Source organism: Crossiella cryophila (assembly GCF_014204915.1).
Lineage (GTDB): Bacteria > Actinomycetota > Actinomycetes > Mycobacteriales > Pseudonocardiaceae > Crossiella > Crossiella cryophila.
This window is the reverse complement of sequence record NZ_JACHMH010000001.1, coordinates 2,454,882-2,480,844: the sequence shown is the minus strand read 5'-3', so window position 1 is coordinate 2,480,844 and position 25,963 is coordinate 2,454,882. Positions and strand designations below refer to the sequence as shown.

At 69.5% G+C, this 25,963-nt stretch carries 18 protein-coding genes and 2 tRNA genes; 10 read left to right on the top strand and 10 right to left on the bottom strand.

Annotated elements, in window-relative coordinates; all coding sequences use genetic code 11:
• Positions 1-78 precede the first annotated feature (78 nt).
• Both HNR67_RS11525 and HNR67_RS11520 read right to left on the bottom strand, forming a co-directional pair.
• Entirely contained in the window at positions 79-1,794 is a 1,716-nt protein-coding gene (locus tag HNR67_RS11525; protein ID WP_185002028.1) for a thiamine pyrophosphate-binding protein, read from the bottom strand.
• Complete coding sequence (locus HNR67_RS11520) at positions 1,791-4,487, bottom strand: aldehyde dehydrogenase family protein (RefSeq protein WP_185002027.1); 2,697 nt, start codon at positions 4,485-4,487, stop codon at positions 1,791-1,793. Before HNR67_RS11520 ends, HNR67_RS11525 begins: the two co-directional genes overlap by 4 nt.
• 844 nt (positions 4,488-5,331) lie before the next feature.
• Between HNR67_RS11520 and HNR67_RS11515 the strand changes: the two genes are divergently transcribed.
• Positions 5,332-5,898, top strand: a complete 567-nt coding sequence (locus tag HNR67_RS11515) for a hypothetical protein (RefSeq protein WP_185002026.1) — start codon at positions 5,332-5,334, stop codon at positions 5,896-5,898.
• 190 nt (positions 5,899-6,088) lie between these two features.
• Here the strand turns inward: HNR67_RS11515 and HNR67_RS11510 are convergent, their stop codons facing one another.
• From HNR67_RS11510 to sph, 4 genes are all read right to left on the bottom strand, one after another.
• Positions 6,089-7,030, bottom strand: a complete 942-nt coding sequence (locus tag HNR67_RS11510; protein WP_185002025.1) for a tetratricopeptide repeat protein — start codon at positions 7,028-7,030, stop codon at positions 6,089-6,091.
• Positions 7,031-7,101: 71 nt separating this feature from the next.
• Positions 7,102-8,874 carry a GMC family oxidoreductase N-terminal domain-containing protein gene (locus HNR67_RS11505; RefSeq protein WP_185002024.1) on the bottom strand — a complete coding sequence of 591 codons (1,773 nt, stop codon included), beginning with the start codon at positions 8,872-8,874 and terminating at the stop codon, positions 7,102-7,104.
• Positions 8,874-9,773, bottom strand: a complete 900-nt coding sequence (locus HNR67_RS11500) for a hypothetical protein (RefSeq protein WP_185002023.1) — start codon at positions 9,771-9,773, stop codon at positions 8,874-8,876. The genes HNR67_RS11505 and HNR67_RS11500 overlap by 1 nt, the downstream gene beginning before the upstream one ends.
• A 1,299-nt stretch (positions 9,774-11,072) precedes the next feature.
• Positions 11,073-12,026, bottom strand: a complete 954-nt coding sequence (sph, locus tag HNR67_RS11495) for a sphingomyelin phosphodiesterase (protein WP_185002022.1) — start codon at positions 12,024-12,026, stop codon at positions 11,073-11,075.
• Positions 12,027-12,194: 168 nt separating this feature from the next.
• On the opposite strand from sph, the gene HNR67_RS11490 reads away from it, so the two are divergent.
• The 6 genes from HNR67_RS11490 (at position 12,195) to HNR67_RS11465 (ending at position 18,939) form a co-directional block, all read left to right on the top strand.
• Positions 12,195-12,395, top strand: a complete 201-nt coding sequence (locus HNR67_RS11490) for a hypothetical protein (RefSeq protein WP_185002021.1) — start codon at positions 12,195-12,197, stop codon at positions 12,393-12,395.
• Between the two features lie 2 nt (positions 12,396-12,397).
• Positions 12,398-12,916 carry a GNAT family N-acetyltransferase gene (locus HNR67_RS11485; RefSeq protein ID WP_185002020.1) on the top strand — a complete coding sequence of 173 codons (519 nt, stop codon included), beginning with the start codon at positions 12,398-12,400 and terminating at the stop codon, positions 12,914-12,916.
• 78 nt (positions 12,917-12,994) lie between these two features.
• Positions 12,995-14,899, top strand: a complete 1,905-nt coding sequence (locus HNR67_RS11480; RefSeq protein ID WP_185002019.1) for an SDR family oxidoreductase — start codon at positions 12,995-12,997, stop codon at positions 14,897-14,899.
• A gap of 22 nt (positions 14,900-14,921) precedes the next feature.
• On the top strand, positions 14,922-16,556 hold the full coding sequence (locus HNR67_RS11475; RefSeq protein WP_312987017.1) for an AMP-binding protein: 1,635 nt from the start codon (positions 14,922-14,924) through the stop codon (positions 16,554-16,556).
• Between the two features lie 248 nt (positions 16,557-16,804).
• The gene (locus HNR67_RS11470; protein ID WP_312987015.1) at positions 16,805-17,326 is read left to right on the top strand and encodes a PH domain-containing protein; all 522 of its coding nucleotides are present in this window, start codon (positions 16,805-16,807) and stop codon (positions 17,324-17,326) included.
• The gene (locus tag HNR67_RS11465; RefSeq protein WP_185002018.1) at positions 17,323-18,939 is read left to right on the top strand and encodes a PH domain-containing protein; all 1,617 of its coding nucleotides are present in this window, start codon (positions 17,323-17,325) and stop codon (positions 18,937-18,939) included. Before HNR67_RS11470 ends, HNR67_RS11465 begins: the two co-directional genes overlap by 4 nt.
• On the opposite strand, the gene HNR67_RS11460 is transcribed toward HNR67_RS11465, so the two are convergent.
• The gene (locus HNR67_RS11460; RefSeq protein ID WP_185002017.1) at positions 18,936-20,462 is read right to left on the bottom strand and encodes a helicase HerA-like domain-containing protein; all 1,527 of its coding nucleotides are present in this window, start codon (positions 20,460-20,462) and stop codon (positions 18,936-18,938) included. The two genes, HNR67_RS11465 and HNR67_RS11460, sit on opposite strands and share 4 nt — an antisense overlap.
• Positions 20,463-20,580: 118 nt before the next feature.
• On the opposite strand from HNR67_RS11460, the gene orn reads away from it, so the two are divergent.
• Positions 20,581-21,201, top strand: a complete 621-nt coding sequence (gene orn, locus HNR67_RS11455; protein WP_185002016.1) for an oligoribonuclease — start codon at positions 20,581-20,583, stop codon at positions 21,199-21,201.
• Positions 21,202-21,267: 66 nt separating this feature from the next.
• Positions 21,268-21,340, top strand: a tRNA-His gene (locus HNR67_RS11450).
• Between the two features lie 217 nt (positions 21,341-21,557).
• Here the strand turns inward: HNR67_RS11450 and HNR67_RS11445 are convergent.
• Positions 21,558-22,772: a L,D-transpeptidase gene (locus tag HNR67_RS11445; protein WP_185002015.1), complete on the bottom strand. Its 1,215-nt coding sequence runs from the start codon at positions 22,770-22,772 to the stop codon at positions 21,558-21,560.
• 300 nt (positions 22,773-23,072) lie between these two features.
• Between HNR67_RS11445 and HNR67_RS11440 the strand changes: the two genes are divergently transcribed.
• Positions 23,073-23,145: transfer RNA gene (locus tag HNR67_RS11440), tRNA-Lys, on the top strand.
• Positions 23,146-23,262: 117 nt separating this feature from the next.
• On the opposite strand, the gene HNR67_RS11435 is transcribed toward HNR67_RS11440, so the two are convergent.
• Both HNR67_RS11435 and HNR67_RS11430 read right to left on the bottom strand, forming a co-directional pair.
• A complete protein-coding gene (locus tag HNR67_RS11435; RefSeq protein WP_185002014.1) occupies positions 23,263-24,210 on the bottom strand; it encodes an NAD-dependent epimerase/dehydratase family protein in 948 nt (315 codons plus the stop codon).
• 28 nt (positions 24,211-24,238) lie between these two features.
• Positions 24,239-25,765 carry an alpha/beta fold hydrolase gene (locus tag HNR67_RS11430; RefSeq protein ID WP_185002013.1) on the bottom strand — a complete coding sequence of 509 codons (1,527 nt, stop codon included), beginning with the start codon at positions 25,763-25,765 and terminating at the stop codon, positions 24,239-24,241.
• Between the last annotated feature and the right edge of the window lie 198 nt (positions 25,766-25,963).

Sequence of the window (25,963 nt, the reverse complement as noted above, 5' to 3'; positions counted from 1 at the left end):
TGGCCGAAGAGGTGTACCAGTTCGGCCAACACTGTGTACGACAACGGCCAACACGCCGGTGGGGTGCGGACCTGGGAGCTAGTGGCCGCTCTTGTCGTTGCCGCCTGGGAAGTCGCCTTCCAGGTCGCTGATCCCGGGTGGGGCGTCGGAGAGTTCCACCGGCACGTGCACCACGGTGACCCGGCCCTCCAGGGAGGCGGTCACCGCCTTGCCGAGGCCCTCGGCCAGCGCGGCCTTGTCCGAGATGACCACCTGCTCGACCCGCGGCGGGGTGGCGTGCGCGGCGGCCGCCAGCTCACCGGAGACGAACGGGTACCGGTCGGCAGGCAGGCCGTGCTGGTCGAGCTGGGACTGCAGCCAGCCGTAGCCGCCGTTGCGCAGCACCACGTAGACCACGCCGATGCCTTCCCGGCCCAGGGTCTCCAGGTCGCTGCGGAACAGGTTGAACGCGCCGTCGCCGACGAAGGCGATCACCGGGCGGTCCGGGGCGGCGATCTTCACCCCGGCCGCGGCTGCCGCGCCGAAGCCGAGCGTGGTCTGCTCGGAGGGCACCACCGAACCGCCGCGCGCACCGCAGGAGTAGTAGGGGTAGATGTAGGACCACATGTCCTGCAGGCCGTTCTCCTGCACCAGGATCCGGGACTCGGGGGCCACCGTGTCGATGGCCGCGAGCACCTCGGCCACGTGCACGTAGGCGTCCTCGCCGAAGATCTTCAGCCTGGCCTGCGCGGCCGCGGCGGCCTCGGCGCGGCAGCGGGCGATGGTGGCCACCCAGTCCGCGTCCGGGGTGTGCCCGGCCAGCGCGGTCAGCCAGGCGGCGACCGTGCCCGCGCCGTCGCCGATCACCTTGGGCCCGGCGTACTCCACCGAGAGCCCGCCGGCGTCGATGTTGACCTGGACCACCGGCACGCTGGTGCCGATGCCCTCCCAGCCGAAGGTCGCGGTCTCCTCCAGCCGGGAGCCCAGCGTGATCAGCAGGTCGGTGCCGCTCCACAGCTCCGCGGTCTGCTGCGGCGAGTACAACCCGGCCAGCCCGCAGAACTGGGCGTGGTTCTCATCCACCGTGGAACGGCCGGTGGCGGTGCTGTAGATCCCGGCCCCGATGGCCTCGGCGAAGCGCTCCACCACGCCGTCGGCGTTGCGGTGCCGCATGCCGCCGCCGACCAGGATCAGCGGGCGCTTGGCCGCCTTGATCGCGGTCAGCGCGGCACTGTCCGCCGCGGCCACCGCGTGGTCGACCCTGGTGACGTCGGCCGGGGTGTGCCACGGCCGGGTGCGGTTGATCTCTTCCTTGAGCAGGTGGTCCGGGAACTCCAGGTACACCGGGCCGGGGGTGCCGCTGGTGGCGATCAGCAACGCCTTCTCCAGCGCGGCGGCCACCCGGTCCGGGTGGTCCACCCGGTGCGCCCACTTGGTCAGCGGCGCCACCAGCGCGAGCTGGTCCAGCTCCTGGAAGGCGTTGGAGCCACGCTGTTCCACGCTGGTGCCGCCGGCCAGCACCACCACCGGCGCGGCCGAGCAGTGCGCCTCCAGCAGGCCGGTGACCGCGTTCGCGGCGGCCGGGCCCTTGCCGATCACGGCGATGCCGGGCTTGCCGGACTGGAGCGCGAACCCGGTGGCCATGAAGATCGCGTTGCGCTGGTCCCGGCACAGCACGATGCGCCGGTCGGTGGGCTGCAGGGCGCGCAGCATGCCGAGATCGTCACCCGGCAGGCCGAAGATGGTCTCCACCCCGGCCGCGGTGAGGAAGTCGACGGCGGCGTTCCAGGCGCCCTGGTAGGTCTGTTCAGTCATGCGTTGGCCATCCTGCTCTGCTGGGCTGCGGGGAGGTGCTCGGCGACCGCCTTGGAGATCAGGATCGGTTCGGCGTGCCGCTCACCCCGGTAGGCGATGTAGTTGGCAGCCACGCCGTGGCCGCCGAACGGCTTGTTGCCGTTCTCCACCTCGAAGATCGTCATGTTGGCGCACACCGCGTGCCGCTTGGCCAGCAGTTCGGCAGCCGCCTGGTCGTCGCCGTAGATCATCGCGGCCATCGCCCGTTCGTTCACGATCGGCGAGTTGATGAAGGACCGGAGCTGCTGCGAGTTCTCGTACACCACCAGGTTGAAGATGGGCGAGAACGTCTCCTCGATGGGCATCTTCTTGTTGTACCTGCGCACGAGCACCGTGGGCTCGACATGCCGGGACCGGAAGTCCACCCGGCCGCCGTGCACGATGTGTTCTCTGTTGATCCGCAGGTAGTCCGCCGCAGCCTCTAGCGCGGTCTCGTAGCAGAGGGAAGAATAGTCCGCTTCGGGGTCGGTGTAGCTGCCGTAGCGCAGGTCGGCCACCCGCTTGACCAACAGGTCGGTGAACCGCTCCGCGTCGGCGGCGTTGACCATGAACACGTCCGGCCCGAAGCAGTCCTGGCCCGAGTTGAGCATCCGGATCCGCAGGGCGTCGGTCACCGCGAGGTCCAGGTCCGCGCCGGGGGTCACGATGAACGGGTTCACGCCCTGGCCGAAGAACAGCAGCAGCTGGTCCTCGCGCAGGTAGGAGCGGACCTGCTCGGCGTTCTGGTAGGCGCCGGTGAAGACCAGCACGTCGGCCTCGGCCACCGGCACGTCGACGAACTGGCGCTGGCTGAGCGTGGTCAGCTCGATCGCGTCCAGCCGGTGCACCGGCGCGAGCAGGTCGTGCAGGCGGCGGGTGGTGTCCAGCACCTGGCCGGACGGCCGGAAGATGATCTCCTCCGAGTACAGCGCCGGGATCAGCAGGTACAGCGCGTAGGAGTAGAGCAGCACGTTGGAGGACATGAACACGGCCATCTTGCCGACCTGGCCCGGCCGGTAGGCCGAGACCTCCTCGACCGCGCCCTCCAGCGTGCCGATGGTCGCCTCGATCTCCTCCAGCACCGCCTTGTGGTTGGAGATCTCGGTGAGCACGTCGACGACCTGCTGCGGGTTGGTGCGCAGGAACTCCACCACGGCCTGGATCGCCCGCACCCGCTCCGGGAAGTGCAGTGCGCTCAGGTCGGCGGCCGGTTCCACCGCGGTGGTCTGGGCCACCCGGTTGCGCGGGGTGGGCAGGGCGTCCAGCACGAGTCGCTCCAGCTGCCTGGGGTCGGGCTTGCCGTTGGCGTTGAGCGGGAACTCCGAGATCACCAGCACGTGGTTGGGCTGCTCGTAGGGCGGCAGTTCGGCGCAGATCAGCTCGCGCCAGTGCCGGGCCTCGCGCAGCTCGGGGTCGGCCACCACGAAGACCAGCTGGCTGCCGCGGCGCTCGTCGTCCAGTGCGACCACCTTGATCGGCGCGCCCGCGGCCTCGGCCTTGCGGGCCAGTGCCTCCGGGTAGAGCGTGTGGCCCATCCGGTGCACGGCGAACTTGCGGCCGACCACGTAGAGGTTGCCCTCGGCGTCGGCGTAACCGATGTCGTTGGTGCGGTAGGTGTCGTTGTCCCTGGGCACCACGCTGCCGTCGGCGGCCAGGTAGCCCTGCATGAGCCCGCCGGAGCGGACCAGGATCTCGCCGATCTCCCCCGGCGCGGCGGTGACGCCGTTCTCGTTGATGATCAGCAGTTCCACCCCGTCAAGGGGCTTGCCGCAGCCGATGGCGTTGCCGGGCGCGGCCAGCGCGATGTTGCCGACCTCGGTGCTGCCGTAGCCGTCCAGCAGCGGCTGGCCGGTGGCCGTGACGAACTTGTCGGCCAGCGCCCGGTCCAGCGGCGCGCCGCCAACGCACCACATCCGCACCCCGCGCAGGCCCTCGGCCGAGTCCGGTCGGCGTTGCACCAGGTTGAGCAGGGTGTGATAAGTCGCGGGAGTCGCGTCCACCACGGTCGCGTGGTACCGCCCGGCCATGTCGACCGCGTGGTCGAGGCGGGTGTAGGGCGCGACCACGAAGGAGCAGCGGGCCACCCACCAGAGCAGCACGAGCGAGAGCCCGTACTGGTGGGAGAAGGGCAGCAGCGGCATCAGCACGTCGGCCTCGGTGTAGCCCATCCGCTGCTGGGTGCGCTCGATGTTGCCAAGGAAGGAGTGCCCGGAGCGCACGATGCCCTTGGGGTCCCCGGTGGTGCCGGAGGACCAGGCGATCAGCGCGTCGGAGCGGGAGAACCAGTCCACGAAGCTCAGCGAGCCCAGCACGTCATCGGTGCGCGCGGCGGCCTCGGCCAGCAGGTCGTCCAGGTAGAGCGCGCCCGCCGGGCCCACGCCCGCGTCGTCGGCTGGCAGGGCCGGCTGGAGCACTGCCCACCGTGCTCTGGCCAGCCCCGCGAACCGGAGGGTTTCCTCCGGGGTCTGCCGGTGGTCGACCAGCACGATCGACACATCCAGGTGCACCAGCGCGAGCAGCGCGGTGACGTAACCGGCGGAGTTGTCCGCCTTGAGCACCACCCGGTCGCCTGGCGCCACTCCCCTGCCCCGCAACACCGCCGCCACCCGGAGCGCGTCCTGCTCGACCTCGGTCACCGAACGCACCGAGTTCGCCGTCACCAGTCTCGCTGCCACAGGATCCACCGCCGTCTCCCACGTCACCACAGCCATCGCCACCACGACGTCGCCACCCGTCGCCGGGACCATCGAGATCCCCGTTGTCCCGTGTCGCCGATGTGAACGGCGGGCGCGATGCGCACTCGCCCACAGGACTGTTCAGCACAGTTACTGGCACCCACCCCAGATGCTTCGATAGCCAGCCTAACGACGGAACTACACGAACCGGGGGCCACTTCAAAAAGTTGGGGCGAACGGAGCACGAACCATGCTCCGATCAGGTCGCATTACCCACGTTCAAGGCAGTCCACATCAATAATTTCAAAGCAATTAACGCTGCGTGACAACGTAAATACACGGAGCGCGATCGGTTGTCCTGGGGTCAACGTCATGGGAATGTCAAAGAAAACATGAGCCGCCCTATAACGTTTCCGTACACTTGCCCTGGCAAAAATTTCCGCCTGCGAGATTGGTGTGACTATTCACTCCACTGGCAGAAAAACGTCAAAACTGCGGACTTGCCCGGCTGACCTGCGTAAATGCCTGGACAGACGTCGTCGTGCCTGCTACTTCGGGTGGCCGGGGTCCGGTATAGCTGGGGGTCAATACCGGACAACCCGGCCACGGGAACGTTCTCACGCAGCCGCCGCCGAGTCCAGTGCGGATCGCAGCTAATAGCTCCGGAGGACTACCTGGGGGTGATATGGAGGTCATCCTCCAGTCAGTGCCCGGGACCAGTCCCGATCGACGCAGGTAGCGTGCTTATACACCCCTGGACTCAACTTCGGCCACTCCTGGCCGCCGCCGTGCTTGAATCGCCTGGTAAGCAGCACAAACCGGCCACGCACCAGGAGACAAACCCGTGTTGTACGTTGTCATCATCGCCTGCGAATTCGCCTTCTGGGCGGTTCTGTTCGCCGGTCTGTTCGTGCGCTACGGATTGCGGATGCCGCGGTTGTCCACCGTCGTGCTGCTGCTGACGCCGCTGGTGGACCTGGTGCTGCTGGCGGTCGCGAGCTGGGATCTGCTCAGTGGCGGGACCGCGAACCTGGCGCACTCGCTGGCCGCGATCTACCTCGGCTACTCCCTGGCCTACGGCAAGCGGCACATCGGCAAGCTGGACCGCTGGTTCCAGGCCAGGTACGCGCGCAAGCGTCAACAGCCGGTGCCGGTGTTCCAGGACATGGAGAAGGAACTGCCGCGCTCCCAACGGGAACGGCGGGCCTGGTTCCGGCTGCTGCGCATGTACCTGGTGCTGGCCACGCTGATGGGCGGCGCGATCCTGCTGACCGGCGATCCGGCCCGGACCCAGGCGCTGCACGCCCCGCTGCTCATCTGGACCTTGATCGTGCTGGTGGACGGCGTGATCAGCTTCGCCCGCAGGGACGAGCCCGCCGCGCCCGCGGGGGCGGACCGGGCCGGGAGCTGATGGATCAGGTGCACGCACGCCTCCCCGGGAGTGAGTTGGTGATCGAGGTGCCCGAGCAAGTATCGGCCAGCATCGCGGCAAAGTCGTCTGTCGCAAGTACCAGTCCCCGATGCGGCTTAACCGCTTCAGGATGAGCCCAAACGCCGAATAGTCCCTCCGAGGGATGAGCCCAATAACGAAACGACCGCGTTTAGTAGCCGCGGCGCAGCCTGGCGAGCACTACCGCGACCGCACTGCTCAGACAGGTCAGCACGGGAAGTTGCAGGTCACCGGGCTGGAACAGCGAGATAATGGTCCAGACCAACAGGCACAACACACCCAGTGAGAGCGCGAACACGGTCAGTCCGAGGCGTGGTTGGGTTCCGAGGATTCGAACCAGCTTCCGCCGCGCGGAGGACGGCAGCCTGCGCACCGGGCGGGCGGCCAGCACGCCGGTCGCGGCCAGGAGCAGCACGCCGAGCCAGACGTGGCCGCGGCCGGGCTCGGGCAGGCCGCCGATGATCAGCGCGAGCGAGCCGAGGCTGAGTACCAGCGTCAGGGTGCGCACGGTCGGCCACAGCACGGCCGCGACCACGTTGGCCGGGGGCGGCGGTGGTTCGGCCGCGGGGAGCTGGCCGCCGACGGGTGGGGGCGGGGCCGGGGCGGCGGCGCGTTCGCGGACCAGGGCGAGGTTGAGCTTGGCGTGCTGGTTGCCGGGGTCGAGCCGGAGCGCGGCCTGGTAGGCCTGTTCGGCGATGTCCCAGCGCCTGGCTCGCAGCGCGATGTCGCCGAGCACCTCGAAGCAGCGGGGTTCGGCCGGGTTCAGCTCCACCGCGCGCCGGGCCGCGGCCACCGCCTGGTGGCCTTCGGGGCGCTGCGGGTCGAGCATGGCGCCGCCCGCGCCGAGCGCCTCGGCCAGCGCGATCTGGCCGCGCCAGTCCGCCGGGGCCAGCCGGACCGCCTCACGCGCGGCGGCCACGGCTTCCGGGTGCCTGCCCAGTTCGGTCAGCGCGAGGCTGGCCAGCCGGTGCGGGGCCTCGTCGTCGCGGTTGAGTTCGGCGGCGCGCCGGGCTGCTTCCAGGGCGCGCTTGGGCTTGTCGTGCTGGAGGTAGGCCGCGGCCTGGCGGCACAACGCCTCGGGCGCATCGGTCACGGTGTGCAGTCTTCCACGTGCCCCGGGTGACCCCGGTCCACGGCCCTTGGCAGGCCGTGGACCGGGTGCCGTCACAGGCCGAGGCGGCCAAGCGCCTGGCTGATCCGGTGGTCGGTGGACACGATCGGCGCTTCGGCGCGCACCCACGGCGACCCGCCGAAGTGGGTCTGGAAGATGTGCTCGGCGGTGCGGGTGGCCACGGCCTGGGTGGTCAGCGTCGGGTTGGGCCCGCCGAGGGCGTTGGCCAGCGCCGAGTTGTCCGCGATGTAGAGCCCGCGGACGGCCCTGGACTCCCCGGTCGGGGTGGTGACGCTGTTCTGCTCGGACAGGCCCATCCGCATGGTGGACTGCACGTGCAGGATCAGCGGCGCCCAGTCGATCCGGAACACCCGCTTGGCGCCCGCGCCGCGGAGCAGCTGGGTGGCGCGTTTGGCCAGGTACTCGCGGTTGCGCTGGGTGCGGGCGGTGCGCTGACGCTGACGGAACTCGACCTTGGCGATCGGCCCGTGCTCATCGGCGGGCAGCACCGAGGGCACCACCCGGTTCTGCGCCTCCACGTCGTCGTCGGTGATCACCAGCACGTTGAGCAGCCGGTTGATCCCGCCGGCGAGGACCTCCTTGAGTTCCGGCCCGATGAGCCGGCCCGCCGGTCCGTCCCATGGTCCGGTGGCGCCGCGGCCGTTGCCGTAGCGACCGCGGATGCCGCTGTCACTCAGGGTCATGCTGAAGGCCTGCAGGGCGGGCGGCAGGCCGACGTTCTCCAGGCCGCCGTAGCCGGGGAACTCGCAGCGCGCGGAGGAGCCCACGCCCTTGGTGGAGTCGGTGTCCCGGTCGAACTGCCCGATCACCCAGTCGAAGTGGTGGTCGGTGTAGCCGCGGCCAACCCAGCCGTTGGGGTTGGGCAGCCCGCTGTTGAGCCACAGCCGAGGGGTCTCGGTGCACCCGGCGGCCATCACCACGACCTTGGCGTCCTCGCGGTGTTCCTGGCCGGAGCCGGTACGCCAGGTGACCCCGGTGGCGGTGAGCGCGGAGCCCCGGCGTTCGGTGTGCACCCTGGTGACGAAGGCGTCCGCGATCAGCGTGGCGGCCTTGGCCGATGGCCGGACCGCCGGGGCGGTGATGGCCAGCGGGACGTAGCTGTTGTCGGTGGAGCGCTTGGCGAACTGGTTGCGCGGCGCCCGCGCGGGCTGCATGCAGCCCTGGAAGCAGTAGCCGCAGAAGGTGCAGCCGGTGGCCATCGGGAAGGTCAGCTTGGACGCGTCGGTGGTCCGGCCCGCGGTGCCCCCGGGTTGCAGGATCGCGTTCTCCTGCGGCCGGTAGGAGGCGCCCAGGGTGGTTTTGGTCTTCTGCACCGGGATGTCCATGGTCTCGCACCCACGGAAGAAGGTCTCCTCCTTGAGTCCCATGGCCGCGGTCTGCACCGGCAGGGTGGCCTCGACCCACTCGTAGTAGGGGACGAGATCCTTGTAGCCGAAGGGAAAGCGGTGCTCGACGTCGTAGTTGGCCGCGTCCGCGCCGTCGTAACCGGCGAACACGCCGGGGTAGGCGCGCGGGCAGTTGCCGTAGTAGTGCTGGGTGGTGCCGCCGACGCCGGAGAGCTGCCAGAGGAAGGAGTTCTGCGGCGTTTCCCGGAACCAGGCTGGCTTGTCCCGGGATTGCGGCCCGAAGCGCAGGTAGCCGGTGAGCGGGTTGTTGGCGTCGTTCTCGAAGTGCGTCCACTCTTCCCGCGGCTTGGCGTGCCGAGGCCCCGCCTCCAGCAGCAGCACGTCCAGCCCACGCCCGGCCAGTTCAGCGGCCACAACCGGTCCACCGCCACCGGCGCCGATCACGATGACGTCGCGCATCAGTCCTCCACCGAGGTTCGGCCCTGGTAGTAGCCACGGAAGTCGTCCCAGCCCTCGACCGGCCCGGCGGGCTGGTACCCCGTCAGCTGCCAGCCGGCAGGCCGTGACTTGAGCTTCCGCGTCTTCTTGTCAAAGACCTTCCACTCGGAGAACGCGCCAAAAGCGGGAAACTCCAACAGCGCCCCACCCACGAACTTCAACAACCCGGAAACACTCCCCCGCAACGGCTGCGGCAGATTCCCATCCAGCAACGCGACCAGATCCGCGTCCGGCCCTTCCAGCAACTCGAACGCCCGAGCCTTGTCCGCGAAGGACAGCCGGGCGAACGGCGACAGAAAGACCCCGTTGAGCGCCAACGGATTCACCTGCGTCGCGAGCAGGTTGAGTAGCAGCGCGATCACCAGGGACAGCGGCAGCGACTCGTCGTTCTGGAGCACGATCGCCAGCGCCTTGTCCAATGTGGACACTTGAAGGTCGATCAGCCCGAGCAGACTGTCCGGGAGCTTGATCCCGGTGTCGGCGAGCGCGGTGACGAAGGCCGTGGAAAGCGGTTTCGCGAGCTGATCCGGGAACGGCACGAAGTGATCGAGTGCCTCGATCATGAAGTCGGTCGCACCCATTTCCAGCGCACCGGGGCTTGATACCGGGGTGCCTTGAGCGCGGGAGTAGTTGTCCGGGCCGGGGACTACGAAGGTGGTCAGGCCGTTGAGGGTGTCGCGGGCCAGCTCGGCGAGGATGGGGCGGAGCAGGTCGACGAGGATGGGCAGTGGTGGGGCGGCGGCAGTGGCGACGGGGGCCGCGGCCAAGGCGGGTGGCAGCAGCACCCCCGCTCCGGTGACCGCGCCCAGGACGCCAATGCGGGCAAGGAAAGCCCGGCGCGCCAGATCAGAGGAGGACATTCCGCGTCCTTGCGGCAGGAGGTGTGGTGGTGCCCGCGGGGGTCGGGGTGGTGGCAGGAATACAGCGGGGGGCGGGGGGTGGCAAGTGGGGGGCGCGGAGTCCACTCGGTTGGGTGGCGACGATGGTTGGAGGGTGGGGCGGGCGACCGATCGCCGGGGGGCTGGGCGGGGGGGGCAGGAGTCGGGAGGCCGTGCGGGCGGGGCTTGCGGGCGGGGCTTGCAGGCGGCGCGGGCGGGGCTTGCAGGCGGTGATCGCTTCCAAGGGCGCGGTTCGGGGCGGTGGGCTTGTGGCCCGGGGTGGCCGGGGGCCACTGCCCGGAGATGGCCGGGGCTTGTGGTCCAAGGGGGCCGGGGTCCGCTACCCGGAAACGGCAGGGGTGGTGACCCAAGGTCGGCTGGGGTTTGTTGTCCGGAAGCGGCGAGGCTTGTGGTCCAAAGTCGGCCGGGGTCTGTTGCCCGTGGCGTGGATGGGGATTACGGCCCGGGGGCGAGCCGGGCTTGCGACAACGGCAATCCCTCCGGGCGTGGGGTTGCAACCTTCCCGCGCGTGTTGGCCGTTGTCGTACAGAGTGTTGGCCGTTCTTGTACGGAGTGTTGGCCGTTGTGGGACGGGTCGTTGGCGGTTGTTGTACGGCCGCAGGCCGGGGGTTGGGGTGTGGGGTTGGGGGTGAAAACCCCACGACGAGGGTTCTCGCGTGTTCTCCGTACGGCCTGGAGCTTGCTGACCACACCCCGAGGAGCGGCCCCTGCAACACAAACCGCCGCCCTAGCCTCCCAAACGCGACGGGGGCCGCTCCTCGGGGTGTGGTTGGCTTGCGGAAGGCCGTGCGGAGAACACACGAGCCCTCGGAGCCACGCTGGTTCTCAAGTCGGCAACACAAACCCATGCCCCGCAACCTGCTTGCCCGGCTCTTGACTTGCCCTCCCCCCTCCGGTGGTCTGCCCGGCCGGCGAGGCCATCTTTTTCGCTTTTGATCTTTGCGTTGTTGGCCTCTGTTGCTGAGGTACCCGAGCGACGATCAAGATCGTCCTCGCCGGACGGGCAGGAATCAAAGGATGGGGGGGAAAGTCAAAAACAAGAGCAAAGACGAAGAGCAAGAGCAGTGCTCGTACGGTTCCCCCATCCCCGTCAGCCTTCCGATACCAAACCACATCCCGGGCACGCAGACCGTTGCGGTTGGGAGGCTAGGGCGGCGGCAGGTTGCGGTCTGCGCGCCCGGGATGTGGTGTGTCCTCTCCAGGCTGACGGGGATGGGGGAACCGCTCGGGTGGGGTTTGAAAAGCCACCCCCGCCACTCCCTAGCTGGCGCTCGCGAACACCGGGTAATGGTCCGAGTAATCGCTATACGTGTACTTCTTCCCCCAGGACTCCACCGTCCACTTCGGCGAGTGGATCTCCCGCGTCTCGTTCACCCAGTTCACAGGCCCCGCATGGCCGTTCAGCAGCAGGATGTGGTCGAGCTGCTGGCGCGGGCTGCTCGCGTCCCGCTCCTTCGCGATCGAGTTGGTCTGCGGGTCGTACGAATACGGATGCCCAGTAACTCTTTCAGGGTTCCTCGCATTCAAAGTACCCAATGCCGAGGTATACTCAGAAGTACCCCGGTCGACATTCAGATCCCCCGCGACAATCACCGGCTCACTCGCCGGAATGTTGCGACTCCGAATGTACGCCGCCATTTCCGCCAACTGGCCAGCCCGAATCGCGGGAGCATTCCCGTTGCACCCACCATCATCAGCCTGGAGGTGCGTACCCAGCACATGCACCGGACCACCGGGCGAACTGATCCGGACATACGCGAACCCCTTCGCCGAGAACCCGTCCGTCCCGCACTTGGGCTTGTAGACGTGCTGGACCCGTTCCGTGATGGGCCAGCGGCTGAGGATGGCGACGCCGCCGTCCTCGGGATACAGGTCCGTGTAGTCGCCTCGGGTTACGTCCCAGCCCGCCTTGCTTCGGCCTACCACCGGGGTTCGGTGGGGGTAGGTGTCGGACAGGTTGGTGAACAGGCGGTCGGAGGCTGTGTTGTCGAATGCCTCTTGCAGGACCACCACGTCCTGGTTGGCGAGGACGCCCTGGGTTTTGATCAGGTCTGCTCGGTGGTCCTGGCCCCAGTTGGGGTAGATGAGTTTGGAGAACAGGAAGACGTTGTGGCTGGCGACCCTGGGGAACTGCTGCTGGGCCTGGGCCACTGGCGTCAGCAGGGCTGTGGCGCCCAGGACCAGCAGGAACGTGAGTAGCGTTCGGGTTCGCATGGGAACCAAGAATGAGCGTGCTGCGTCACACTGTCGATACCTCCATCGGTCAAGTGGACCAACGAAACGGAAAACCTGCGCGAACGTGCGTCACGAAGCGCAACCCGAGACGTCCCGGTTCCGCGAGCGTCCTTGGACGCGAGACGGCAAGGCTGGAGGTCGGGGGCTGTGGTTGTCCGACGGGAGTGGCAGGTGTGGTGCCGAGACGTGGCTGGGCGGCGGCGTGAGCTGACCGTGTTCGTCAAGCAAGGCTCGGTCGTGATCGTCGCGCCACCTGGCGAAGCCGCTGTGCTCGAACCGCTGGAGGTAGGACGATTGCGGGCCGCCCTGCGGGAGGCGGCCATCTACGCGGCGGTGACTACGGAGTAGTGATGTCAGAGACCAGGGGGCGACTGACCGTGCGGCGCGGCACGGTCAGGGACGCGGACACCATGCTCGCGCTCTTCGACGACGCGGTGCGCTGGCTGACCGAACGCGGCAACACGGGGCAGTGGGGTACCGCACCGTTCTCCGCCATTCCGCAGCGGGTGCAGCAGGTGCGGGGATGGGGTGAGGCGGGCGCGTTGCGGGTCGCCGAGCGGGATGGGCTTGTGGTCGCGATGAGTTCGGTTGGGCCTGCGCCGGCTTACGTTTCGCCTGCTACCGAGCCTGAGTTGTATGTGATGGGACTTGTCGGGCGGCGGGCGCCCGCGGCTCGTGGGGCCGGGGCGGCGCTACTGGCCGACGCGCGGGACGAAGCCGCGGGGCTGGGGCTGGCCAAGGTCCGGGTCGACTGCTGGGCGGGTGGGGACGGGGCGCTCGTGCAGTACTACGTGAAGGCCGGGTTCACGCCGGTGGAAACGGTTCAGGTCGAGGCATGGACGGGGCGGGTGCTGGAAGTCCGGGTGTGATCAGAAACGGACCAATGTCCGACTGGGACTAGCTACTCATGAGTAGGTAGTGCCAGAATCACCGCCAGGGAGGTGGCGGTGAGCACCTACTTCGTTACCGGGGCGACCGGGTTCCTGGGCAGTCAGCTGGTTGCGCGACTACTGGCGCGTGAAACCTGCGACCGGGTCTATGTGCTGGTCAGACCGGCATCGCAGGACAAGCTGGAGCGGATCGCGGACCGCTGGCCACGACGTGAGCTGGTCATGCCGGTGCTCGGCGACCTGGCCGAGGACGGGCTGGGACTGGGCGCCGCGGACCTGCTGCGGCTCTCCGACGGCGTCGATCACCTGCTGCACCTTGGCGCGGTCTACGACCTGACCGCCTCCGAGGAGCACAACACCGAGGTCAACGTGGACGGCACCCGCCGCGTGGTGGAGCTGGCCGAGCAGCTCGGCGTGCGCTGGCTGCACCACGTGTCCTCGGTGGCGGTGGCCGGTGAGCACCGCGGTGTGTTCACCGAGGAGGACTTCGACCTCGGCCAGCACTTCGCCTCGCCCTACCACGCGACCAAGTTCGCCGCGGAGCAGATCGTGCGCTCCCAGCACGCCGTGCCCTGGCGGATCTACCGGCCCGCGGTGGTGGTCGGCGACTCCCGGACCGGCGAGATCGACAAGATCGACGGTCCCTACTTCTTCTTCCCCACCTTCGCCAGGCTGGCCAAACTGCCAAGGCAGTTGCCGCTGGTCGGGGCGGACATCGGCGCGACCAACGTGGTCCCGGTGGACTTCGTGGCCGACGCCATCGACCACCTCGCGCACGCCGCGCACCCGCCCGGCCGCACCTTCCACCTGACCTCCCCGCGCCCGCAGCCGGTCACCGAGGTCTACAACGCCTTCGCCGCGGCCGCGGGCGCGCCAACGATGGCGTTCTCCCTGCCGCACACCGCTTCCACGCCACTGCGCGCGCTCAGCGACCGCGGTCTGCGCGCGCTGAGCCGGACCGCGGAGCGCGTCCCCGGCTCCACGCTGCTGTTCGAGTGGCTCGGCGTGCCCGCGGCGGCCCTGCCGCACCTGACCCTGACCGCCACCTTCGACTCCGGCGCCACCCAGGGCGCGCTGGCCGGCAGTGGGCTGCGGGTGCCCGAGCTGCGCGAGTACGCGGACACACTGTGGCGCTACTGGTCCGACCACCTCGACCCGGACCGGGCCCGCCGTCCCCGGTCCGGGGGCGAGCTGGGCGGGCGCACCGTGATGGTCACCGGGGCCTCCTCCGGCATCGGCCGGGCCACCGCGCTGGAGGTGGCCCGGCACGGCGGCATCCCGCTGCTGGTGGCCCGGCGTGCCGAGGAGCTGGCCGAGGTGCGCGCGGAGATCATCGCCGCCGGCGGCACCGCGTACGCCTACCCCTGCGACCTCACCGACCCGGAGGCCGTGCGGGCCATGCTCAAGGACGTGCTGACCCAGCACGAGGCGGTGGACATGCTGGTCAACAACGCCGGCCGGTCCATCCGCCGCTCACTGCTGCGCTCCACCGACCGGCAGCACGACTTCGAGCGCACCATGGCGATCAACTACCACGCCCCGGTCCGGCTCATCCTCGGTCTGCTGCCGCACATGACCCGGCGCCGCTTCGGCCACATCGTCAACATCTCCACCCAGGGCACCCAGGTCGGCACCCCGCGCTTCGCCGCCTACCTGGCCTCCAAGGCCGCGCTGGACGCCTTCACCAGGGTGGCCAGCGCGGAGGCGCACGGCAACGGGATCACCTTCACCACCGTGCACATGCCGCTGGTGCGCACCCCGATGATCGAACCGACCAAGGTCTACCGGCGACTGCCGGCGGCCTCCCCGCAGCGCGCCGCCGAACTGGTGATCACCGCGCTGACCAGGCGCCCCACCAGGGTGACCCTGCCGCTGGGCACCGCATTCGCCACCGCCTACGCCCTCGCCCCCAAGGCGGTGGACCGGGTGATGAGCCTGGTCTACCGGCTGGGAGCGGTGTAACCCCTCGCCGAAGGAGTTGAGCGTGACCACCGTGGTCGCCACCGCCCGTCGACTACTCGGTCAATGCGGCGTCAGCCTGCTCGGACTACTCGTGCTGGCCCGCACCGGACTCGTCATGCCGATCCGCCCTGACCGGCTCTACACCATGGCCCAGGCCCTGCGCCGCTGGTCGCTGACCCTGCCCGGCGGCTACGCGGTCGGCGCGGGCAGACACCCGGACGCCCCGGCCATCATCGACGAGCTGGGCACCCTGACCTGGGCCGAGGTGAACAACCGCAGCACCAGGCTGGCACACGGCCTGGCCGGGCTGGGCCTGCGGACCGGCGACACCCTGGCCGTGCTCTGCCGCAACCACCGCGGACTGATCGAGTCCATGGTGGCCGCGGGCAAACTCGGCGCGCACCTGGTGCTGCTCAACACCGGCGCGTCCGCGGCCCAGATCGGCGCGGTGCTGCGGGATGAGGAGATCACACTGGTGGTGGCCGACGCGGAGTTCCGGCCGCTGCTGGCCAAGGCCCCGCGCGGGGTGCGCCGGGTGACCGCCTGGACGGATGAGAAAACCCGCAGCGAGACAGTGGAATCGCTGATCGCGGCCTCCCCGGCCACCGAACTCCCCGCGCCGTCGGCGCACGGGCGGGTCATCGTGCTGACCTCCGGCACCACCGGCACACCCAAGGGCGCCCGGCGGCCAGAGGTGCACGGGCTGTTCACCGCCTCCACCCTGCTGTCCAAGATCCCGCTGCGCTACGGCCAGCGGGTGCTGGTGGCCGCGCCGCTGTTCCACACCTGGGGCCTGGCCGCGTTGCAGCTGGGCATGCTGCTGGGCAGTCCGCTGGTGCTGCAACGCCGGTTCGACCCGAAGTCCACTGTGGACGCACTGGCCCGGCACCGGTGCGCGGTGCTGTTCGCGGTGCCGGTGATGCTGCAACGCATCCTGGAACTGCCGAGGGAGGTGCTGCGCGAGCACCACCCGGCCGAGTTGAAGATCGTGGCCTCCAGCGGGTCCACCCTGCCCGGTGCGCTGGCGGTGGAGTTCCAGCGCGAGTTCGGTCCGGTGCTCTACAACCTCTACGGCTCAACCGAGGTCTCCTGGGTCAGCGTGGCCACCCCGGCCGAGCTGACCGTCGCGCCAGCCACCGCGGGCAGGCCGCCGCTGGGCACCCGGCTGGCCATCCTGGACGAGGCAGGCGAACCGGTGCCGCCGGGCGGAACCGGCCGGATCTTCGTGGCCAACGGGCTGCTCTTCGACGGCTACACCAACGGCAAGTCCAAGGAGGTCCGCGACGGCATGATGAGCACCGGCGACGTGGGCTACCTGGATCCGGCAGGCCGGTTGTTCGTGGCTGGCCGGGACGACGACATGATCGTCTCCGGCGGCGAGAACGTGTACCCGCGCGAGGTCGAGGACCTGCTCGCCCGGCAGCCGCAGGTGCGCGAGGTGGCCGTGCTCGGCGTGCCGGACCGGGAGTTCGGCCAGCGGCTGGCCGCCTACGTGGTGCTCGACGAGCAGGCCGACCTGGACGCAGCCGGGGTGCAGGAGCTGGTCAAGGCCAACCTGGCCCGGCACTGCGTGCCCAGGGACGTGGTGTTCCTGGAAGCCTTGCCGCGCAACGCCACCGGCAAGGTGCTCAAGCGCGAACTGCCCCGGCCGAGCTGACCCACCCCCGCGCGCGGTGAGCCAGGGCACACCGGGCAGACTGGTAGTTGATCAAGAACTCCGGTCGGTCCGGCATACCGAGTCGCTGCCCCCCGAGGCTCGACGGACCGGCCGGTCGGCGCGGCAGGGTGATCCCCCGAAGAGCACCACCCTGCCGCGCCTCACGAAAGTCGAGATCCGCTTGTCCAAAGTCGGGCTCGGCACCGAACGCATGGCATCGCCCTGCCAACTGGGGCACAGTTGCCCCTGTGAACGTGGCATCAACACCGAACACCCCTGATCGCCTGCAGCTCCGGCTGCGCGAGCCTGCCAACCAGGTCAGCCCGCAGGCCAAGACCTGGTGGGCGCTGCAGAGCGTCATCCTCTGGGTGATCGCCCTCATCGCCCTCGTGGTGTCCTACCTGCTCTGGGGCGCGACCATCTGGTGGTCGCTGGCCGCGGTTGTCATCGTGGTCTGGGCGGTCCTGGACCTGCTCGTCGGGCCGCGGCTGCGCTACCGCTGGCACCGCTGGGAGACCACCGACCAGGCCGTCTACACCCAGACCGGCTGGATCACCAGGGAGTGGCGGATCGCGCCGCTGTCCAGGGTGCAGACGGTGGACACCGAACGCGGCCCGCTGCAGCGCGCGCTCGGGTTGTCCACGGTCACCGTCACCACCGCCTCGGCCGCGGGCGCGCTCAAGATCGTCGGCCTGGACAAGGACGTGGCCGCCGCGCTGGTCGACCAGCTCACCGCGATCACCGAGGCCACCCAGGGTGACGCGACATGAGCCAGGAGGCACGTCCGTCCGAAGTGGACGGCTTCGCGGTCGCGCCGGAGGCCCCGGACGCGGTGGTGGTGGAGCAGGACTGGCAGCGGCTGCACAAGCGGACCGTGGTGGTCGCCCCGCTCTCCGAGCTGGCAGGACTGCTCGGCGTGGCCTTCCTGCTGCTGGTGGTGCGCGGGTTCTCCGGGCTGAGCTGGATCGAGATGGGCATCGGCATCACCGCCGCGGTGGCGCTGATCGTCTTCGGCGTGCTGCGCTGGTACACCACCCGCTACCGGGTCACCTCCACCCACGTGGAGCTGCACACCGGGCTGGTGTTCAAGAAGGAACGCTCGGTGGCCAGGGACCGGCTGCGCACCGTGGACGCCACCGCGGACGTCTTCCACCGGATCTTCGGCCTGTCCGTGGTCAAGATCGGCACCGGCCGCCAGGACCAGGGCACCGAGGACGAGCTGGCGCTGGACGCGATCGACCACGCCGAGGCGGACCGGCTGCGCGCGCTGCTGCTGCGCAGGCTGCCCGCACCGGTGGCCAGCACCGAGTCGCTGCCGCCGGTGCGCCCGGACGGTTCGGTCGCCGATCCCGCCGAGGCCGGCGCCGAGGCCGTGGCCGCGGAGTCCGAGCGGGTGCTGACCAAGCTGGACCCGAAGTGGCTGCGCTTCGCCCCGTTCACCCTGTTCGGCCTGATCGCGGTCGGCGCGCTCGGCGCGGCAGGCGCCTGGCTGGCCCGCACGCTCAACATCGACGTGGCGCACCTGCCGGCCTCCGAGGCGTTGCTGGGCTGGATCCGGCACACCCCGATCGCGCTGGTCATCGTGCTCGCGCTGGGTGTGCTGCTGGTGCTGGCGGTGCTCGGCTCGCTGGTCGTCTACGTGATGTCGTACTGGAACTACCGGCTGACCCGCCGCGACGACGGCACCCTGCACGTGGCCTACGGCCTGCTCACGCTGCGCTCGGTGACCATCGAGGAGAAGCGGATCAAGGGCGTGGAGCTGCACGAGCAGCTGCTGTTGCGCCAGGTCAGGGGCGCCACGCTGAAGGCGGTGGCCACCGGGCTGGGCACCGGGCAGGACAGCGGCATGCTGTTGCCGCCGGCCCCCGTGGCCGAGGCGCACCGGGTGGTCGCCGACGTCCTGGAGGTCGACCCCGCGCCGACCGCCATCCCGCTGCGCAAGCACCCCAGGGCCGCGCTGCGCAGGCTGATGCTGTGGGACTTCGTGGTGCTGCCGGTGATCATCGGCGGGCTGGCCGTGCTGGCCTGGCAGGACATCTTCCCGGACTGGCCGTGGCAGGCCGCGCTGGCGCTGATCCCGGTGGTGCTGCTGATCAGCTGGGACGAGTACCGCAGCCTCGGGCACGCGCTGACCGAGAAGTACCTGGTCAGCCGCTCGGGTTCGGTGCTGCGCAACACCGTGGTGCTGCAGCGCACCGGCATCATCGGCTGGCGGATCCGGCAGAGCATCCTGCAGCGGCGCGCGCACATGCTCACCGTCGGCGCGACCAGCGCCACCTCCGCCGGGGTGTACGAGGTGCAGTACGTGGACCAGACCGACGGCCTGGAACTGGCCGAGGCGGCCGTGCCGGAGCTGCTCACCCCGTTCCTGGAACGCGGCTAGCGGCGGCGCCGGGCGGTGCCGAACATGCCCCTGGTGATCTCCCGGCCCAGCGCGCTGGCCGCCGAGCGCAGGAAGGACTTCACCGCGGAGTTGCCGAGCACCTGCTCGACCAGGCCGGGCTCGGCCTTCGCGGGCGGTTCCTGACGGGGCTCCTCGGCTTCCGCTGACGGCTGCTCGGCGCCGGAGACCTTCGCGGTGAGCTTCTCGTAGGCGGATTCGCGGTCGATGGTCTCGGCGTAGCGGCCGTGCAGGTCGCTGTCCCTGGCCGCCTGGGCGATCGCCTCCGGGCCGATGGTGTCCATCAGCGAGCGCGGCGGGCGCAGCCGGGTCCAGGCCACCGGGGTGGGCGCGCCGCGTTCGGAGAGCACGGTGACGATGGCCTCGCCGATGCCGAGCGAGGTCAGCGCCTCGCCCAGCTCGTAGTGCGGGGTGCGCGGGTAGGTCTTGACCGTCTGCGCGAGGGCCTTGGCGTCGTCGGGGGTGAAGGCGCGCAGGGCGTGCTGGATGCGCGCGCCGAGCTGGGAGAGCACCGGGTTGGGCAGGTCGGTGGGCAGCTGGGTGCAGAAGAACACCCCGACGCCCTTGGACCGGATGAGTTTGACCGTCTGGGTGATCCGCTCCACGAACGCCTTGGACGCGCCGTCGAAGAGCAGGTGCGCCTCGTCGAAGAAGAACACCAGCTTGGGCTTGTCCAGGTCGCCCTCCTCCGGCAGGTGCTCGAACAGCTCGGCGAGCAGCCACATGAGGAAGGTGGAGAACAGCGCGGGCTTGGTCTGGAGGTCGCCCACCTCGAGCAGGTTGATCACGGCGCGGCCGTCGACCTGGCGCATCAGGTCGGCGACGTCGAGTTCGGGTTCGCCGAAGAAGGTGTCGCCGCCCTGGGACTCCAGGTTGACCAGGGCGCGCAGGATCACTCCCGCGGTCGAGCTGGAGACGCCGCCGATGCCGGAGAGGTCCGCCTTGCCCTCGTCGCTGGTCAGGTGCTGGATGACCGAGCGCAGGTCCTTGATGTCGAGCAGCGCCAGGCCCTGGGTGTCCGCCCAGTGGAAGATCAGGCCGAGGGTGGATTCCTGGGTCTCGTTGAGGCCGAGGACCTTGCTGAGCAGGATCGGGCCGAAGCCGGTGATGGTGGCGCGGACCGGGACGCCGAGGCCGCCGGAGCCGATGGAGAGGAACTGGACCGGGCAGGCGGTCGGCTGCCAGTCGTCGGCGAGTTCGGTGGCGCGTTTGGCGAGCTTGTCGCTGGTCTCGCCCGGTCTGGACAGGCCGGAGAGGTCGCCCTTGATGTCGGCCATGAGGACCGGGACGCCCGCGGTGGAGAGTTGTTCGGCGATGAGCTGGAGGGTTTTGGTTTTGCCGGTGCCGGTCGCGCCTGCGACGAGGCCGTGGCGGTTGAGGGTGGCGAGGGGGAGGCGGACTCGGGCTTCGGCGTCGGTTTCACCACTGATGACCACCGCGCCCAGTTCGAGGGCGGCGCCGTCCGAGGCGTACCCGGCGGCGATCTCGCGTGCCTGCTCGGCCATGCCGACCTCCTCCAGACCGGGCGCCGTGCCCGCCGAACGAGGGTAAGACGGAAAAAGGCCGCCGACCTGCTGTGCGCCACGGGAGTGTGACGCGCCGTCGCGGGATAGGCTCACCCGGGTGACAGACCGTCTAGTGTGGATCGACTGTGAGATGACCGGGCTGGACCTCAGCAAGGACGCCCTCATCGAGATTGCCGCTTTGGTCACCGACGCGGAACTCAACATCCTCGGTGACGGGGTGGACATCGTGATCCACGCCGCCGACGAGGTGCTGGACAGCATGCCGGACGTCGTGCGCGACATGCACGCCCGCTCCGGCCTCACCGAAGAGGTCCGGCGTTCCACGGTGACCCTGGCCGAGGCCGAGCGCCAGGTGCTCGACTACATCAAGGAGTACGTGCCCGAGGTGCGCTCCGCGCCGCTGGCAGGCAACTCCATCGCCACCGACCGCGGCTTCATCGCCAGGGACATGCACCTGCTCGACGCCCACCTGCACTACCGCATGGTGGACGTCTCCAGTATCAAGGAGCTGGCCCGGCGCTGGTACCCGAAGGTCTACTACGGCCAGCCGGCCAAGGGCCTGGCCCACCGGGCCCTCGCCGACATCCGCGAGTCGATCACCGAACTCGCCTACTACCGCCGCACCGTCTTCGTCCCCCAGCCCGGCCCGACCACCGAGCAGACCCACGCCGCCGCCCGCGCTCTCCAGGCCCAACGCCCCAAGAAGGCAGCCGATTAGAATCTTGTGGCACCGGCACGCTAGTATGTGTCCGTACCGCTCACCGGCAACGGTGAGCAGCACATGGTGGGTGTAGCTCAGCTGGTAGAGCACTCGGTTGTGGTCCGAGATGTCGCGGGTTCAAGTCCCGTCACTCACCCGCTCACGGGACCCCTCTCTCCGCTTCGCGGGAGAGGGGTTTCGCGTTTTCGTATCCCACACCGGGGGCCGAGCCCCCGGACCCCCACGGTGCGGGTGGTGCCGAACCAGCGTGGTCGGGTTGGGTGGGCACTGCCTCTTGTCTTCCTCTTGTTACGCCGAAGGGGTCCCGCGCCTGGCGCGGGACCCCTTCGGCTTTGGTGCTTTTGTGGTCTTGGTTACTTCTTGCCGCCCTTGAGCCATTCGACCCACGGGACCTGCCAGTCGCCGAAGCCGTCCCACGGCTGCAGCGTCGGTCCGCCCGTGTTGGTCACCACGACGATGTCGCCCTTTTTGGCGTTGTCGTAGAACCACTTGGCGTTGTCGAGGGAGGCGTTCAGGCAGCCGTGGCTTACGTTGCGGCGGCCTTGGTCTCGGACTGACCAGGGGGCGCCGTGGATGAAGATGCCGCCGTTGCTGATGCGGGTGGCCCACTTGACCGGGGTTTTGTAGCCGCCCTGGTCCAGGGAGAGGCCGTAGGTGGTGGAGTCCATCAGCTTGGAGGCGTGGCGTTCGGTCACGACGTGGGTGCCGTTGTTGGAGGGGAAGGCGGGGCGGCCCATCGAGATGGGCATCTCCTTCACTACCTTGCCGTTGACCTTGATGATCATTTGGTGGGACTTGCCGTCGGCTTCGGCGACGAACTCGTCGCCGACGGTGACCGCGGCCTTGCGGTCCTCCATGCCGAAGGTGTTGCCGCCCAGGCTCTTGCCGTAGATGGCGGCGTTCACGTTGATCTTGGTACCGGGCTTCCAGTAGTGCTCGGGGCGCCAGCGGACCTCCTTGTCGGAGAACCAGTAGAAGGCGCCCTCGGTCTTGGGCTCGGTGGTGATCTGGATGGCCCGCTCGGCGGCCTTCTTGTCCGGCGGCGCGGTGGAGAAGCCGAACTGCAGCGGCATACCGACGCCGACGGTCTCCCCGTTCTTGGGGTTGAACACGTTGATGGCGATCTGCTTGCCCGGCTTCACCGTGCTGAACGCCGACTTGGCGGTGCTGTCCTTGCCGTCGGCGCCCTTGCCAGCGGCGGAGAGCGTGTACTTCTTGTCGTAACCGAGTGCCTCGGTCGAGGTCCACTTGGTCTTGTCCGGGGTGAACTCACCGGGGACCTGCTTGCCCTCGGCGTTGGTCAGCGCGATCTCGCCGAGCGTGCCGTTGCTCGCCACCACCGTCACCGGCTCGCCCGGGGCGACGTTGGCCGCCGCGTCCGCGGGCGTGAGCGCCAGGTTGATCGGCGGTTTGGGCGCGGCTGTCGAAGTGTCGGCGGCCTGCTTCGGCTGCGTCTCCGCGGGCGCGCTGCCCGTGCAACCAGCAACCAGCACGGCTGCCAGGCCCAGCGTCGCCACCAGCAGCGCGCGAGGCGTGCGGCGAACCGCGGGGCTACCGAACACCACCATGGTCGATCCGTCCGTTCGAAGTCGTTCAGAGGCGGAACACAGTGTGCTACATGGGCGCACCGTCCGTGTGTGTGGAAACCGTAAGACCTCGGACGAGGAGTCCAGATCGGACGGAGCACTCTCTTCTACCCCAAAGGACGCCAGGGCCCCGCACCGGGTTGCCCACTTCCCATGATCACCCAAAGATCCCCTGAACGGAGTAGCACCAACGTCATGACCAGCCGATTTCTAGTCTGCGAAACCCCTGTGCTAATGTTCTCCACGTCGGACGGGGAGCCCCCGGAAGACACGGAAAGACCAGCGCCGCTAGCTCAATTGGCAGAGCAGCTGACTCTTAATCAGCGGGTTCGGGGTTCAAGTCCCTGGCGGCGCACAACATGGATCGACCCCATCAGCTCCGGCTGGTGGGGTTGTTTTTTTCTCTGTCCACTGTGGAGCGATGGCGACGGCCGGCGAACTCGGGGTTCGCCGGCCGTTGTTGTTCCTGGGGTCAGGCCAGGAGTTGGCGGTACCAGGCGATGGTGGTGTCCAGGGCCTTCTCGATGGGGGTCGGGTGCAGGCCGAAGGTGTCGGCGATGGCCTGGCAGTCCACGATCTGCGGTTCCAGGTACTGGTAGAACAGCTCGGCGTACTCGCGCATGAGGGTGGCGTCGAAGGGGCCCCAGGCCTGATCGGTTGGCGTGGCCAGGATTTCCGGGGTGAGCCGGTGGCCGAGGCGGTCGCCGATGAGCTGGTGGACCTCGCGGGTGCTGTGCGTCGAGGTGGTCGGGACGTGCCAGGCGCGGCCGGGGGCGTCGGGGTGTTCGCCGAGGGTGGCCAGTGCATCGGCGACGTCGCCGATGTAGCTGTAGGCGTGCGGCTGGTCGAGGTCGCCGAAGGCGATGACCGGTTCTCCCTTGAGGGCTGGGATGAAGGTGGCGCCGCCGAGTGCGGAGTTGAGCACGCGCGGGCCGTAGAAGTCGGCGGCGCGGGCGATGGTCACGGTGGCCTCGCCACTGGCGTGCGCGGCCAGGTAGCGATCGGCGATCTCGGCGCGCAGCCTGCCCTTGTGCGAGGTGGCGTGGTGCGGGGTCTGCTCGGTCATCGGGGCGCCGCCGGTGGGGCCGTACATGTAGAGCGTGTCGGTGACCACCAGGCGGGCGCCGCTGCTGGCCGCGCCGGCCAGGAAACCGGCCTGGAAGCGGAAGAGCAGGTCGGCCCAGAGTTCGTACGGGGCGTGCGCGCAGTGGTAGATGGTGGTGGCGCCCGCACAGATCGAGCGCATGGCGTCGAGGTCGGTGACGTCGGCGGCGAGCAGTTCGACCTCGGGCGGGACCGGGGCGGAGCCGCTGCGGTTGACCGCGCGGACGTGGTGACCCCGGGCGAGCAGTTCGTCGATCAGGGTCAGCCCGGCGGGGCCGGTGCCGAAGACGATGTGCGTTTCACGGTCGGCGTTCATGCTGGAATTCCTTTGCAGGTGAGGGGATTCAGTTGGTGCAGAGCGCGCCGGGCGCGGGCAGTCGTCGTTCGGTGAGGTAGGTGTCCATGGCGTCGCGGACGCAGGGGGAGAACAGGATCATCGAGTAGTCGTCGCCCTCGCGGGAGAGCACCACGCTGCCGGGCAACCGGGCGGAGAGGCCGAAACCCCACTGGTAGGCGGCCGAGGACTGGTGGGTGGACTGGACGATCAGGGCGGGCGGCAGGTCGCGCAGCGGCGCGGTCACCGGCTGCTTGGTCCGCACCGGCCAGCCCTGGCAACCGGCCAGGTGGCTCCAGCCCTGCACGGCGCCGCCGAGGTGCGGCGAGAGCTGCTTGGCCATCAGGGCGAGCTGGGCGAGTTCGGCGTAGCCGGTGGCGGCGGGCGTGGTGTCCAGGCAGGCGCGGGTCAGGGCCTGGACCCGGTTGAGGGTCTTGTCCTGCACCACGGTGAAGGCGGTCGCGTCACCGGCGACGGCCTGCTTGATCGCCTGGGCGGTCTCCGGCCACTGCGGGAACCTGATGTTGAGGAAGTCCTGCATGGCCGAGCGGATGTCCTCACCGGAGAGCGAGCGCCGGGGGTCCTTGGTGGCGATCGGCCGCCGGTCGGCGTCGGCGACGAGCCGGTCGAACAGCCCCGCGACGTCCTGTCCGTGCAGCACGCACTGGGCGTCGGTGCGGCACCAGTCGACGAACCGGTTGAACGACTGCTCGGCGGTGCTGATCTCCGCGGCCAGCCGGGCGATCGGGGACTGCGCGTCGTCCAGGGCGCTGTCGGCGAACAGGGTGCGCAGCCTGCCGGGGAAGAGCTGGGCGTAGGTCTTGCCGAGCAGGGTGCTGTAGTGGATGCCGTACCAGTTGAGCTGCTTCTCGCCGAGCCCGATGCGGACGGCTTCCATGTCGCGGGCGGTGCTGGCGAGATCCACGTTGGCCAGCAGCTGCTGGTTCTCACACGCCGCGGCCAGCGCGCGGTTGTTCTCCACCAGCGCGCGGTACTGCTGCTCGTTGGCGGGGAAGTAGGTCACGCCGGGGGCGCGCTCCGGGCGGTTCGCGCAGGTCGTCGGGGTGCTGTGGCCGACCCCGCGCGGGTCGACCGCGACCAGGTCGAACCGCTTGCCAACGGGTAACTGCTCGACGAAGCCGAACCGGATGGCGTACCGGAGCTGCTCGATGCTCGACCCGCCCGCGCCGTTGTTGAGCAGCAGACTGCCGATCCGGCGTGCGGGTTCGTCGGCCTTGCGCCGGATGAGGGAGAGGGAGATCTCGCCCGCGCGGGGGCGGGACCAGTCGACGGGGACCCGGGTGGTGCCGCAGTCGAGGCCCTTGAAGTCGGGGTCGGTGCAGGGCTGCCAGGTGATCGGGGCGGGCTTCGGGGTCAGGGGTGAGGCGGAGGCTGGGGCGGACTCGGCTGTCGCGGTGTCGGCTGCCGTGCCGGTCGCGGTCGTGGCGGCGGTCGGTGCCGCGGGTGCGGCCGCGGCGGGCATGGGGGCGAGCACCGCGGCGGCGAGTGCGGCGGCCACCAACTTGACGGCGATCATGGCTTGTCCTCTCGGTAGTGAGTGATGGACCACTCACTCTTTCGTTGAGGAGTAATTAACCACTCACACATGGCGGTGTCAACGGGTGGGGGTGGCCGGAACCGGCCGACCAGGTCGCCGCGCGGTATCAGCCCGTCCGCTTCATCCTGTTGCCCGCCTCGCGACCATCGGCTCGCATCCGTGGCAGCCCTTCGGTCT

Coding starts and splice junctions, on each gene's coding strand:
- HNR67_RS11525 (WP_185002028.1), bottom strand. CDS start 1,794: ATGACTGAACAGACCTACCAGGGCGCCTGGAACGCCGCCGTCGACTTC.
- HNR67_RS11505 (WP_185002024.1), bottom strand. CDS start 8,874: ATGCGCGACGTCATCGTGATCGGCGCCGGTGGCGGTGGACCGGTTGTG.
- HNR67_RS11500 (WP_185002023.1), bottom strand. CDS start 9,773: ATGTCCTCCTCTGATCTGGCGCGCCGGGCTTTCCTTGCCCGCATTGGC.
- sph (WP_185002022.1), bottom strand. CDS start 12,026: ATGCGAACCCGAACGCTACTCACGTTCCTGCTGGTCCTGGGCGCCACA.
- HNR67_RS11485 (WP_185002020.1), top strand. CDS start 12,398: ATGTCAGAGACCAGGGGGCGACTGACCGTGCGGCGCGGCACGGTCAGG.
- HNR67_RS11465 (WP_185002018.1), top strand. CDS start 17,323: ATGAGCCAGGAGGCACGTCCGTCCGAAGTGGACGGCTTCGCGGTCGCG.
- HNR67_RS11460 (WP_185002017.1), bottom strand. CDS start 20,462: ATGGCCGAGCAGGCACGCGAGATCGCCGCCGGGTACGCCTCGGACGGC.
- HNR67_RS11445 (WP_185002015.1), bottom strand. CDS start 22,772: ATGGTGGTGTTCGGTAGCCCCGCGGTTCGCCGCACGCCTCGCGCGCTG.
- HNR67_RS11435 (WP_185002014.1), bottom strand. CDS start 24,210: ATGAACGCCGACCGTGAAACGCACATCGTCTTCGGCACCGGCCCCGCC.
- HNR67_RS11430 (WP_185002013.1), bottom strand. CDS start 25,765: ATGATCGCCGTCAAGTTGGTGGCCGCCGCACTCGCCGCCGCGGTGCTC.